We start from the raw sequence: 12,657 nt of genomic DNA, 5'->3' as shown, positions 1-12,657 counted from the left end.
TGTCCTCGATAACGGTGGGTCGCGACACACTGATGTGCAGCCCCTAACTCCAACAAAAAACGGGCCGTTCAGGGTGTGTCTGTCAAATACGGCTCTTGTCTGAAGGGCGGTATTGAAGTGCTCAACACAATAAAAAAACAGGCGTTCTCTTCTGATTCTGCCGGCACATTCCACCTCTGAGGTCAGACCCGACATGAACAACTCCTTTGCCACCATCAAGCGCTGGCGCGTGCAGATTTTTGCCATCACCTGGCTGGCCTACGCGGCCTTTTACTTCACTCGTAAAGCCTTTTCCGTGGCTAAACTGGGGATTGCTGATGATCCCGGCTTCCATCTGGACAAGATGGCAATGGCCAACCTCGATGCCATCTACCTGGCAGCCTACGCCGTAGGACAATTTACCTGGGGCATTCTCGCCGATCGCTTCGGCCCGCGGGTTGTGGTGCTGGGCGGCTTGATCATCTCTGCACTGGCGGCGTTGGTGATGGGCACTTACGCCACCTTGCCGATCTTTGCCACCTGCATGCTGATCCAGGGTCTGGCGCAATCCACCGGCTGGTCGGGGCTGTGCAAAAACATCGGCAGCTTTTTCCCGGCGCAGCAACGTGGTCGGGTGCTGGGACTGTGGAGTTCGTGCTACGCCTTTGGCGGGCTGGTGGCCTCACCCTTTGCCGGGTGGTGGGCGTATACGCTGATCGGCAGCTGGCATGCGGCGTTTATTTCCAGCGCGGCGGTGGTGGCGCTGGTGGCGGTGCTGTTCTTTATCTTCCAGCGCAATACGCCGCAAGATGTCGGCCTGCCGGCGGTTGAGCCCGAGCCGCCAATGAGCGCCGATGAAATCGCTGCCGAAAAGCGCATCAGCGTTTGGGCACCGTTGCGCGAGATCATGCGCAATCGCACGGTGCTGACCCTGGGTCTGGCGTACTTCATGCTCAAGCCGGCACGCTACGCGATTCTGCTGTGGGGGCCGGTGATTGTGTTCGAGCAAATGCCGCAAGTGGGCAAGGTCGGCGCCGCGATTATTCCTACGGCCTTTGAGTTGGCGGGTTTGCTGGGGCCGATCATGATCGGCCTGGCCTCCGACAAGCTGTTCGGTGCCCGGCGCATGCCCGCCTGCATTTTGAGCCTGTTGGCGCTGACCGTTTCCCTGGCGTTTTTCATGGGTGCACTGCATTCCGGCAGCGTGGTGCTGGTGGTGGCCTTGCTGTTTGTCATGGGCCTGACTCTGTATGGGCCTGACTCCATGATCAGCGGCGCTGCAGCCATTGATTTTGGCACCGCCAAGGCCGGAGCCACGGCGGCGGGGTTCGTCAATGGCTGCGGCTCGGTCGGGGCGATTCTGGGCGGCCTGCTGCCCGGTTATTTCGACACGGTCACGGTGTTTATCGTATTTGCCTGCTGCGCGCTGTTTTCCTCGCTGGTGCTGATTCCGCACTGGAACAGCCGACCTGCGGGGCTCAAAGCCGCGTGCCCGTTTGTGCCCAATCATCCATTGCTGATCAAGCCTTTACGCACCTGAGCAGGAGAATGACCCATGCGACCTTTTTGGCTGGAACAGGCACTGGCCCTGGAAAATGAAGCACCCTGCGAGGCGCTGGCGGGTGAAACCCGTGCCCAGGTGTGCATTGTGGGGGGCGGTTATACCGGGTTATGGACGGCGATCATGCTCAAGGAGCAAAGCCCTGAACTGGATGTAGTGCTGATTGAAGCCGATATATGCGGCGCAGGTGCCAGCGGGCGCAACGGTGGCTGTGCGCTGTCATGGTCGGCCAAGTACTTCACCCTTGAGCGGTTGTTCGGGGTGGAGGAGGCCGTGCGGCTGGTCAAAGCCTCGGAACAGAGCATTTACGCAATCGGTGCATTTTGTGAGCGCTATGGTGTGGAGGCTGATTACCGCCTCGATGGCACGTTATACACCGCGACCAATCAGGCCCAGATCGGATCGACGGATGGCGTGATTGCTGCGCTGGAGCGCCAGGCCATCAACTCGTTCAGCAAGCTGGCGGTTGATGACGTGCAGCGCCGGGCCGGTTCTGCCCAGCATCTGGAGGGCTGGTTTTCTCCCGCTGCTGCCAGCGTACAGCCTGGCAAACTGGTGCGTGGTTTGCGTCGGGTGGCCTTGCAGTTGGGGGTTAAAATCCACGAAAACACGCCAATGACCGGGCTGGAAGAGGGGGCGCCGGCGCTGATCCGCACGCCTGGCGGAAGCATTCGTGCTGACCGCGTGGTGCTCGCGATGAATGCCTGGATGGCCCGGGCATTCCCGCAGTTCGAGCGCAGTGTGGCGATTGTCTCCAGCGATATGCTGATCACGGAACCGCGCCCGGACCTGCTGCAGGACATCGGCCTGACCAGTGGTGTCACCGTGCTCGATTCGAGAATATTCGTGCACTACTACCACAACACCCCGGACGGACGAATCATGTTGGGCAAGGGTGGCAATACCTTTGCCTACGGTGGGCGCATGCTGCCTGTGTTCGATCAGCCGTCGCCCTACGCCGGGCTGCTGGGCAAAAGCCTGGAGCAGTTCTTTCCGGCGTTTGCCGGGGTTGGGATCGAGGCGACATGGAATGGTCCTTCAGACCGCTCTGTCACCGGTTTGCCGTTTTTTGGTCAGATGAGCAGCCACGGCAATGTGTTTTATGGCTTTGGTTATTCAGGCAGCGGGGTGGGGCCTTGCCATATGGGCGGGCAGATTCTCACCTCGCTGGTGTTGGGGCTGGCCAATGACTGGACCCGCTCGCCGCTGGTCAACGGACCGTTGGGGTTTTTCCCGCCCGAACCCATTCGTTACCTGGGGTCGCTGATGGTGCGCAACGCCATTCGGCGCAAGGAACGGGCCGAAGATCATGGCCGCCGGCCTCGGCATCTGGATGTGCGCCTGGCCAGATTTGCCGCGGCGGCGGGCAAGGCTGACAAGGGTTAAGCAGGTATCAATTGGATTTTTTGGTCGATTGCCGACTTCTTGCCGTATAAACTTGCGCCCATTCGACGGCCGACAGGCTGCGACACACCAGATTGAGAGAGTGAGTAATGGGCGCACAGTGGAAGGTTAAACATAAAGCGGACGCCGCCAACAGCCGCGGCAAGATTTTTGGCAAGCTGGCCAAGGAATTGACGGTTGCTGCGCGCAACGGCGCCGACCCGGACATGAACTCGCACTTGCGTCTGGTCTATGAGCAGGCCAAAAAAGCCTCGATGCCGGCTGACACCATCAAGCGCGCGATCAACAAGGGCGCCGGTATCGGCACCGAGGCCGTGCAATACCACCGCGTTACCTACGAGGGTTTCGCTCCCCACCAGGTGCCGCTGATCATTGAGTGCCTGACGGACAACATCAACCGTACCGTCGCTGAAATCCGCGTGGCCTTCCGCAAGGGCCAACTGGGCGCTTCGGGTTCGGTGGCGTGGGACTTCAATCATGTCGGCATGATCGAGGCCAAGCCTGATACCCCGGACGCAGACCCTGAAATGGCCGCGATTGAAGCCGGTGCCCAGGATTTCGAAGAAGGCGAAGAAGAAGGCACGACCTTGTTCATCACCGAGCCGACTGACCTCGACGCTGTACAGAAAGCATTGCCCGAGCAAGGTTTTACCGTGGTTTCAGCCAAGCTGGGCTACCAGCCGAAGAACCCGGTAAGCGGTTTGACGGACGAGCAAATGGCCGAAGTACAAGAGTTTCTGGCCAAGCTGGAAGAGCAGGACGACGTGCAGGACATGTTTGTAGCGTTGGCGTAAGCCATCGAGCCTATCCCGTAGCAGCTGCCGAGGAACGAAGGCAGCTGCTACAGGACTTACTGTAATGCCCGTATAACCTCGGCAAATCCCGGCCGTGCCAGTACCTCTGGCTGAATACAGCGCTGTTGCAACCCTTGCAGCTCAATGCGCTGTTGATCGCTCAAGCCCGAGTCGATCCGCTCCAGCAACTCGCCCAGCAAAATCCCGAATGCTCGCACTTCGATGCGTTGCAGCGCCCGGCTTTGCGGGCTGTCGTCCAGGGCATGGAAGCACGCGGCACCGAAATCGCCCAGCAGGCAGTCACCCCGGGCATTGAATAAAATATTGTGTGCGTACAAGTCGCCATGGCAGATGCCCTGCGCGTGCAGGTGGCCGGCCGCCGAGGCAATACCGCGGGCAATGCGCAAGGCGCTGTCGCGGGTGAAACGGGTGCTGTCGGCATACACGTCGCGGCTACAGGTGTCGAAGCTGGGCAGGGCCGCGAGATTGATAAAGGACGGGTCGATCAGTTCCATCACCAATGCGGCCTGATCGTCGGGATGACCCGTGACGCGGCCCAGTACCTTGATCAGGTTTGGATGCTGGCCTGCCGCGATGCAGGCATTCATTTCATTGAGCGGCGAGCCATCACTGGTGATGCTGCCCTTGTACAGTTTGACCGCCACCGGTTGCAGGGATTGCCCCGGTGCGCGCCACTGCGCCTGATAAATGATCCCGGAGGCGCCTTCGCCCAGCTTTTGCTCAAGCTCGAGCTGCGACCAGTCAATATTTGGCGTGGTGTCGGGCTGGTGCCGGGTGCTGGCATCTTCAAGCAGCGGGTTGCCGGCATACGCCAGCCAGCTCAGGCCCGGCAAGGCCAGCAGGGTGTCGGGCAGTTCGCTGAACTGGTTGGCAGCCAGACGGATCAGCTCCAGACGCTCGCACTTGGCCAGACTGGCGGGCAGTTGCTGCAAGCGGTTACCGGCCAGCATCAGCTTTTGCAGCAGTGGCCGCTGGCCCAGCTCTTCGGGCAGTTGCTCGATGCAATTGTCGGTCAGGATCAGCCAGCGCAGTAAAGGAGGCAGTGCCGCACCGGGTACGTTGGCGATCCGGTTGGCCTTGAAACCAATCATGCTCAATTGCGCACACTGCCCAAGACAAACCGGCAGCTCGGTGAATTGATTGTCCGAGCAAAACAGGATGCGTAACCGGGTCAGGCGATGCAGGTCAGCGGGCAGGCTGCTCAGGGCGTTGCCGCTGAGGTTGAGGATTTCCAGGGTGTCGGCCAACTGGAATATCTCGGCCGGAAACTCGGTCAGCCCGCACGACAGATCAAGACGTTTGAGGCCCGCCAGTTGGCCAGCGCGCAGTTTAGCGAGGGTATCCATATGCAGGGTCGGGACTCGTAAGCAGGACAAAAAGTGTCGCGCATGATAGCGATTTATCGGCTTGGGGCCGAGGATTTGTCAGCGGCTTATGAGCGCAAAACGTGATGCACCTGGGCTCTGGCCAGTCAGCGGTAAAGGGCCCTTGGTCGGGCCCGGTACTGCTTATGCAGCTTTTAACGCAGCTCTCTGACCATCGTCGAAAGGGTGGTCAGCACGTCCTTGGCCAATTGCTTAGAACGCTTGCCATCCCAGCCGGTCTGCGGGTCCGGCGCATCGTTGTTGTCCTTGAACGGCATCTCCAGGGTCAGCGACAGGCAGTCGAAGCGTTGGCCAACGCTGTTGCAGGCCAGGGTCATATTGGCTTGCCCGGGTTCGTCGCGGGTGTAGCCGTGGGTGGTCTGGAAATCTTTGGTCAGGGCGCTGAGATGCGTGCGAAAGCGTTCTTCCAGAGTTGCCAGGCGCTGGGTGTAGCCCGGGTTACCTTCGCAGCCTGCGGTAAACACATAGGGGATTTCTTCGTCGCCATGAATGTCGAGGAAGAGATCGACGCCGTACTGGCTCATCTGCTCCAGGGCAAAAAACACTTCGGGGCTGACCTGCGGGCTGGTGTTTTGCCAGGCGCGGTTCAGGTCCTGACCGTTGGCATTGGTCCGCAGGTGCCCGTGGAAGGCGCCATCAGGGTTCATGTTGGGAATCAGGTAAAGATCAGCGTAGTCCAGCAGCTTGCGCATTTGCGGGTCGCTGCCTTGCTCCAGACGCTCCAACAGGCCTTCCATAAACCATTCGGCCATATGTTCGCCGGGATGTTGCTGGGCGATGATCCAGATCTTGCGCTTGTGGCTGGCGCCGCTACCTTTGCGCAACAACTGGATGTCGCGACCTTCAACGCTCTTGCCGGTGGCCAGCAGCTCGCAACCTGACCACTGCAGGGCATTTTTGATCAACTGATCATGACGTGCGCGGCTGTAGGGTTCGAAGTAGGCAAGCCAGGCCTGAGGTTGCTCGGCTGCAAAATGAATATTCAGGGATGTGCCGTCGAAATCGCTCGGTACCCTGAACCAGTTTTCCTGATCGTAAGACGCCACTGCCTGGTAGCCATCCCACGCTTTATTGTAGGAAGACTGGCTGGCGTTGCTCAATTGGAAATGGTGGGTGTGACCGGGTGTCAGGCCATCGACCTTGAAATGGAACCACTGAAAATGCGGGCTCTTGGTGTCCGGCTTGATGGCAAGTTTTACCTGCAACGGGTTGCTGCTATCTAGCACCTGGATATTGCCGCTGTCGAAGTCGCTGCTGATATGAAGTGAAGAGGGCGCCACGGTCATCGTCCAAATCCCGAAATCTGATAATTGTGGACGTTACTGTACCGTGCTATGGCGATAGGCCAATACAGAATTTTAGGCGGGAGGAAGAAGGAAATAGCGAAGGGGGGCGTCATCCTTGACGCATCGCAATTGTAGGGTTTTTGCGATTGATTCTCAAGTGCTAGATTGCCATTACGGCTATAGTCCTAGACTTCAGGCTTCCGTTTCTCGATGTTCTTTTGCTATCATCACCCTATCGTGACGGCCACCCAAGAAAATGGCTGCACACCAGACTTCATTAGCCTGAAGCACGCAGAGCCAGATAACTGGCCGCAAAAAAAAGACCCGGCCAGAAGCCGGGTCAAATAACCGTGATTAGCCTGATGAGGAGGTAATTCAAAAGACCGACCTAAGGTCCCTTGAATTATCGACTGATCTCGCGACCAGCTGCATGCAATAATAATCATTATCATTTGCAAATCAAGCTATTTCCCGCGCTTTTCCGAAATTAATTTTTCGCTCCCCGGCCCAATGCTCTATCCAGCGGCCTGCAGACCTAATCGAGTAACAGTTCCGTGGTGCGTTTGACCTCACTCATGGCGATATTGGAGTGGGCTTCCTGTACGTGTGGTTTCTGCAGCAAGTGATCGCGCAAAAAACGTTCGTAGCTGTCGATATCGTGGGTGACCACCTTGAGCAGGTAGTCCATGTCCCCGGCCATGGTGTAGCACTCGATCACTTCGGGATAATCGGTAATCGCCTCTTCAAACTCGGTCAGATGGCGACGGCCGTGGCCCGACAGCCGCACATTGACGAACACCACTACATTGAGGCCGAGTTTTTTCGGGTTGAGCAGGGCGACCTTGCGCTCGATCAGCCCTTCCTCTTGCAGACGGTGGATACGCCGCCAGCAGGGTGATTGCGACAATTCCACGCGTTCCGCCACCTCGGCGGCAGACAGGTCGGCATTGTGCTGGAGCAGGCGAAGGATCTTGCGGTCGATGGCGCTTAACTTTATCTGCATGAATTGATCTGTTTTCTTATTGTTTTTGAATGATACATGCAGATTAGCAGAACAATTCCTGCAATTTAGAAAGAAAAATCCTAGGTAAAACCCTCACTCTTTTGCCACGGGTCACAGACTGACTTTAAGGTCTGGCTCGCATTCTGGCTAAAAACAAGAGAGAGAGCGTAATGCCGATTTTTACCCACCCCGAATTCGATCACCACGAACACGTCCAGTTCTGTCATGACAAGGCCACGGGCCTCAAGGCCATTATTGCGGTGCACAACACGCGCCTGGGGCCAGCCCTGGGCGGTTGCCGCATGTGGCCCTATGCCGACGAGCAGCAAGCCTTGAACGATGTGCTGCGCCTGTCCCGTGGCATGACGTACAAGTCGGCGCTGGCCGGGTTGCCATTGGGTGGCGGCAAGGCGGTGATCATTGGTGACCCGCGCAAAGACAAGAGCGAGGCGCTGTTTCAGGCAATGGGTGGTTTTGTCGAGAGCATGGGCGGACGCTACATCACGGCGGCGGACTCCGGCACCGGGGTTGCTGAAATGGCCCTCATGGGCCAGCGCACCCGCCACGTGGTGGGTGCTGGCACCCGCGAACAACTGGGCGGTGGCACGCGCAGTGGTGACCCGTCTCCGGCTACCGCCCTAGGGGTCTTTATTGGCCTGCGTGAGGCAGTGTTGCAGCGTTTGGGGCGCCACGACCTGACGGGCCTGCGGGTGGCCGTTCAAGGGCTGGGTCAGGTGGGATACAACCTGGCCCGGCACCTGAAGGAGGCGGGCGCCGAGCTGTGGGTTCACGATATCCAGGAGGCCAATGTGCGCCGTGCTGTCGACGAACTCGGTGCCCATGCGGTCAGTGCACTGGATATTTACGGGCTCGATGTCGACGTGTTCTCGCCCTGTGCCATGGGTGCCATCATCAACGATGAAACCTTGCAGGTACTGCGTGCACCGGTGATTGCCGGTGCGGCCAACAATCAATTGGCCAAGGCTTCCCATGCCGATGAACTGTGGCGTCGGGGTTGCTTGCACGCACCGGATTACGCAATCAATGCGGGCGGCATTATTGACGTGTCTTACGAGTACAACGGTGGCACGCCTGAGCAGGTTCGCCAGCACGTTGAAGGCATTGGCGAGACGTTGCGTCAGATCTTTCTAAGGGCTAAAGCGCAGGACATGAACACCACGCGCATTGCCGACAGCCTCGCCCAGGAGCGTCTGAACGCGTGATAGCCAGGGCGCTGGTGCCCGCAGCAGGCAATCAGCGCCTTTTCACTTCAGCGGGCAGTCAGTTGTTGCATGTCGATAGCCTTGTCCAGCAATTGCCGGGATGGCTCCATAAGCAGCAGCAGGCTCAGCAGCAGATCCCGTTGAGAGCCCTGCTGATGCTCGCTGGCGCTTTGCGCATTGGCAATTGCGCAGCGCAAGTAATCCGAGGCCAGCACCAGAGCTTCTTCCTGGCTCACGTCATCGCTGACCTGGAAAATTTTCTTACCCGTAGCGTGTTGAGAAACAGGAGGTTTCAAATAATAGTCGAGGGCACGCTGGGTCGCGATGCTGTCCTTGATGGATTCAAGCCCGGCATCGGACTCGGTTTCGAAAGGGATTTTTGTTATTGGAGTCATGATTTACCTGCGTCTCAGGAGTTGATCGAGTCAGCTAAAGCAGATTAGTACATTAAGTATTCTTGTCTTATAAGTAAATAATACAATTCGTGTATTGTTGCGTCGAATTCAATCCGTATTGTTCGGCAGATGGATAAATGGATCGCTTTAGTCAGAACCAAATTGCGCGAGCTGAAACTCACGCAAGAAAAACTAGCCGAACGCGTCGGGGCTTCCCAGGGCGGAGTCGGCCATTGGCTCAATAAACGCCGTCAACCCGACTTGCCGACGATGAACAACGTACTTCACGCCCTTGGGCTGGAGCACCTTGAGGTCGCCCTGGTGATTCGTGAGCGCAACGAGGCGGGCGACAAGCCCGGGGTTGACGAATACACCTACGAGATCACATCGGCATTCCGCTACCCGGTGCGCGACTGGGTAGCGGCGGGTCACGTCAGCGAAAAGCTGCTGCCCGGTTATGCACCGCCCGGTACGCTGTTTGAAGTGAGTGATCACTACGCCAAGGGCGCTGCGTTCTGGCTGCTGGTCACGGGAGACGCAATGACTGCCCCGGTGGGGGTCAGCATTGCGCAGGGGATGATGATTCTGGTTGATCCGGACATCGAGGCCACGCCAGGCAAAATGGTCATCGCTCTTACGCCGGAATCCGATGCCACGACTTTCCGGCAGTTGATCGAAGAAAGCGGGCAACGTTACCTCAAGCCACTCAATCCGACCTACCCGAAAACCCTGTTTGATGAAAACTGCCGGATTATCGGCGTGGTGGTACAGGCCACTGCCAAGTTTTAGAAGCGGTGTGTCCATACTGCAAGTGAAAAGGCGGATACCGGTCACGGTACCCGCCTTTTCTCATTCCAGCTCGACCAGTGCCGAGCCCTCACTGACCATTTCACCTTCCTGGAAAAACAGCGCCTTGATCACGCCTGCATGGGGGGCTCGCAGGCTGTGTTCCATTTTCATGGCTTCCAGTACCACCAGCTGAGCACCGGCCTCGACGGTTTGCCCGACCTCGACCAGCACACGTACGATGCTGCCGTTCATCGGTGCAGTCAGGCCGCCCTGGGCCGTGTGACTGGCGTCCACGGCGCTGATCGGATCGTGCAGACGCACGCAGTGCAGTTCACCGTCCCAGCGCAGGTACAGCGCATCGCCCCGACGGATGGCCAGGTGCTGACGGCGTACACCGTCCTGCTCGATGAGCAAGTGTTCATCGCGCAAAGTGGTGGTGTTGCCACTGAGGTGGATAACCTGCTGTTCACCCTTGCAGGCCAGAACCAGCAAGGTGTTTGCCGGCAGGCCGCTACGAAAGCCATTGGCTGTCGACCAGGGCGATGCCGGGTCATCGTTGCGCACCCGTAGCGGTTGACTTTGGCTGAATGCCTGGGCAGCGGCAGACCAGAATGCCGTAGGCAAAGGTTCGGCAGCAGGCAGTAATTCTTCTTCGTAGCGTGGGATAAATCCGGTATCGAGTTCGGCTGCGGCGAAGGCAGGGTGGCCGATAATGCGGCGCAAGAAATTCAGGTTGGTTTTCAGCCCGCCAATAGCGAATTCATCGAGCATGGCCATCAGGCGCAAACGTGCCTGCTCGCGGTCTTCACCCCAAGCAATCAGCTTGCCCAGCATCGGGTCGTAGAACGGTGAAACTTCGTCGCCCTCGCTGACACCGCTGTCCACGCGACGGCCCGGGCCAGCGGCCGACTCGCGATACACCTCAAGACGGCCGGTTTGCGGAAGGAAATCATGGCCCGGGTCTTCTGCATACAGTCGCACTTCTATGGCATGGCCGTTCAACGGGACCTGAGCCTGGCTGATGGGCAGGGTTTCACCCCGTGCCACGCGGATTTGCCAGGCCACCAGGTCGAGGCCGGTGATGGCTTCAGTGACCGGGTGCTCAACCTGCAGGCGCGTATTCATCTCCATAAAGAAGAACTCGCCTCGCGCATCCAGCAGGAACTCTACAGTGCCCGCGCCCACATAACCGATGGCCTGGGCCGCACGCACGGCGGACTCGCCCATTGCCTGACGCTGTTCGACACTCAGGCCCGGTGCTGGCGCTTCCTCTACGACTTTCTGGTGGCGGCGCTGAATCGAGCAGTCGCGCTCATTGAGGTACAGGCAGTTGCCGTGCTGGTCGGCAAAAATCTGGATTTCCACGTGTCGTGGCTTGAGTACGTACTTTTCCACCAGCATGCGCGCATCGCCAAAGGACGACAGGGCTTCGCGCTGTGCCGAGGCCAGCGCCTCTGCCAGCTGGGCGACGTCCTCGACCACCTTCATGCCCTTGCCGCCGCCTCCTGCCGTGGCTTTGAGCAGCACCGGATAGCCGATGCGTTCTGCGGCGAGGCGAAAGGTTTCCAGATCCTGGGCGTCGCCGTGGTAACCCGGCACCAGCGGTACGCCCGCCACTTCCATCAAGGTCTTGGCGGCGGACTTGCTGCCCATGGCATCAATGGCACTGGCGGGCGGGCCGAGAAATATCAGCCCGGCAGCTTCAATGGCACGGGCAAAGCCTGCGTTCTCCGACAAAAAGCCATAACCGGGATGAATGGCCTGGGCCCCACTGGCCTTGGCGGCTGCAATGATCTTGTCGATTTTCAGGTAGCTGTCGGCCGCTTTGCTGCCCCCCAGGTCTACGCAGATATCGGCTTCGCGGCAATGCCGCGCATCGCGATCGGTCGCGCTGTGGACGGCTACTGTGGTGAGGCCCAGGGCCCTGGCTGTGCGCATTATCCGGCAGGCGATTTCGCCACGGTTGGCAACCAGTACGGATGTCAGAATAGGGGCGCTCATGAACGCGGCTCCAGGGTCGATGGATCGGCTTGCCAGCTGGGGGCACGTTTTTGCAGAAAGGCGCGCAAGCCCTCCTGGCCTTCGGGGCTGACGCGGATGCGAGCTATGGCGTTTTCGCAGTAACGGCGAATAGCCAGGGTCGGTGCTCCGTGGCTGACTTCCCGCAACAGGTCCTTGCATGAGCGCATGGCCTGGGGGCTGTTGAGCAGCAGGTTGTCAATCCAGAGGCCGATGTGCTGTTCAAGCTCGGCGAGTGGGTAGCACTCCGATAGCAAGCCCAGTTCCCGGGCACGTTCGCCGCTGAAGCGTTCAGCCGTCAAGGCGTAGCGGCGGGCAGCGCGCTCACCGATGGCCTGCACCACAAAGGGGCTGATCACCGCAGGTGCCAGGCCGATACGCACTTCCGACAGACAGAACTGCGCGTCTTCGGTGCCGATAGCCATGTCGCAGGCACTGATCAGGCCCAGCGCACCACCATAGGCCGCGCCCTGGACCACGGCCAGGGTGGGCATTTTCAGCTTGGCCAGGTTGTACATCAGCTCGGCCAGGTGGCGGGCGTCGTCAAGGTTGGTGTGGTAGTCCAGTTCGGCCGATTGCTGCATCCAGGCCAGATCGGCACCGGCGCTGAAATGCTTGCCGCGCCCGCGCAGCACCAGAAAACGCAGGGCAGGGTCGGCTTGTACGGCCTCCAGCGCCAGAATCAGCTCACGAATCATCTCGGCATTGAATGCATTGTTCTTCTGCTCGCGGCTCAACCACAGGGTGGCAAAGCCCCGGGGATCGGTGTGCAGTTCGAGGGTGTTGAAATCCATCATG

11 protein-coding genes are annotated in these 12,657 nt (G+C 59.0%); 5 read left to right on the top strand and 6 right to left on the bottom strand.

The features are described from left to right. Positions 1-193 precede the first annotated feature (193 nt). From QN377_RS03470 to QN377_RS03460, 3 genes are all read left to right on the top strand, one after another. Positions 194-1,519, top strand: coding sequence for an MFS transporter (locus QN377_RS03470; protein ID WP_095019312.1), 1,326 nt, complete (start codon positions 194-196; stop codon positions 1,517-1,519). A gap of 15 nt (positions 1,520-1,534) precedes the next feature. Further along, positions 1,535-2,926: an FAD-dependent oxidoreductase gene (locus tag QN377_RS03465; protein WP_095019311.1), complete on the top strand. Its 1,392-nt coding sequence runs from the start codon at positions 1,535-1,537 to the stop codon at positions 2,924-2,926. A 107-nt stretch (positions 2,927-3,033) separates the two neighbouring features. Then, positions 3,034-3,738 carry a YebC/PmpR family DNA-binding transcriptional regulator gene (locus tag QN377_RS03460; RefSeq protein ID WP_016782338.1) on the top strand — a complete coding sequence of 235 codons (705 nt, stop codon included), beginning with the start codon at positions 3,034-3,036 and terminating at the stop codon, positions 3,736-3,738. Between the two features lie 56 nt (positions 3,739-3,794). On the opposite strand, the gene QN377_RS03455 is transcribed toward QN377_RS03460, so the two are convergent. From QN377_RS03455 to QN377_RS03445, 3 genes are all read right to left on the bottom strand, one after another. Next, positions 3,795-5,105 (bottom strand): protein kinase, encoded by a 1,311-nt coding sequence (locus tag QN377_RS03455; RefSeq protein ID WP_095022897.1) that lies wholly within the window; start codon positions 5,103-5,105, stop codon positions 3,795-3,797. A gap of 173 nt (positions 5,106-5,278) precedes the next feature. Beyond that, positions 5,279-6,430: a M14-type cytosolic carboxypeptidase gene (locus QN377_RS03450; protein WP_095022896.1), complete on the bottom strand. Its 1,152-nt coding sequence runs from the start codon at positions 6,428-6,430 to the stop codon at positions 5,279-5,281. Positions 6,431-6,965: 535 nt separating this feature from the next. Continuing rightward, the gene (locus QN377_RS03445; protein WP_095001684.1) at positions 6,966-7,433 is read right to left on the bottom strand and encodes an Lrp/AsnC family transcriptional regulator; all 468 of its coding nucleotides are present in this window, start codon (positions 7,431-7,433) and stop codon (positions 6,966-6,968) included. A gap of 170 nt (positions 7,434-7,603) precedes the next feature. On the opposite strand from QN377_RS03445, the gene QN377_RS03440 reads away from it, so the two are divergent. After that, entirely contained in the window at positions 7,604-8,656 is a 1,053-nt protein-coding gene (locus QN377_RS03440; RefSeq protein WP_095020896.1) for a Glu/Leu/Phe/Val dehydrogenase dimerization domain-containing protein, read from the top strand. Positions 8,657-8,703: 47 nt separating this feature from the next. On the opposite strand, the gene QN377_RS03435 is transcribed toward QN377_RS03440, so the two are convergent. After that, the gene (locus QN377_RS03435) at positions 8,704-9,051 is read right to left on the bottom strand and encodes a DUF6124 family protein (protein ID WP_095001682.1); all 348 of its coding nucleotides are present in this window, start codon (positions 9,049-9,051) and stop codon (positions 8,704-8,706) included. Positions 9,052-9,180: 129 nt separating this feature from the next. Between QN377_RS03435 and QN377_RS03430 the strand changes: the two genes are divergently transcribed. Continuing rightward, positions 9,181-9,840, top strand: coding sequence for a LexA family protein (locus QN377_RS03430; RefSeq protein WP_095001681.1), 660 nt, complete (start codon positions 9,181-9,183; stop codon positions 9,838-9,840). 60 nt (positions 9,841-9,900) lie between these two features. Here QN377_RS03430 and QN377_RS03425 read toward each other — a convergent pair whose 3' ends face one another. Next, complete coding sequence (locus tag QN377_RS03425; protein WP_322212585.1) at positions 9,901-11,841, bottom strand: acetyl/propionyl/methylcrotonyl-CoA carboxylase subunit alpha; 1,941 nt, start codon at positions 11,839-11,841, stop codon at positions 9,901-9,903. Then, complete coding sequence (locus tag QN377_RS03420; RefSeq protein WP_095001679.1) at positions 11,838-12,656, bottom strand: gamma-carboxygeranoyl-CoA hydratase; 819 nt, start codon at positions 12,654-12,656, stop codon at positions 11,838-11,840. Before QN377_RS03420 ends, QN377_RS03425 begins: the two co-directional genes overlap by 4 nt. Between the last annotated feature and the right edge of the window lies 1 nt (position 12,657).

Origin of the sequence: Pseudomonas sp. CCC4.1, from assembly GCF_035019225.1 — a bacterium.
GTDB classification, from domain to species: domain Bacteria; phylum Pseudomonadota; class Gammaproteobacteria; order Pseudomonadales; family Pseudomonadaceae; genus Aquipseudomonas; species Aquipseudomonas bubulae.
Note: the sequence above shows the minus strand (reverse complement) of the source record. Positions and strands in the feature narration are given on the sequence as shown.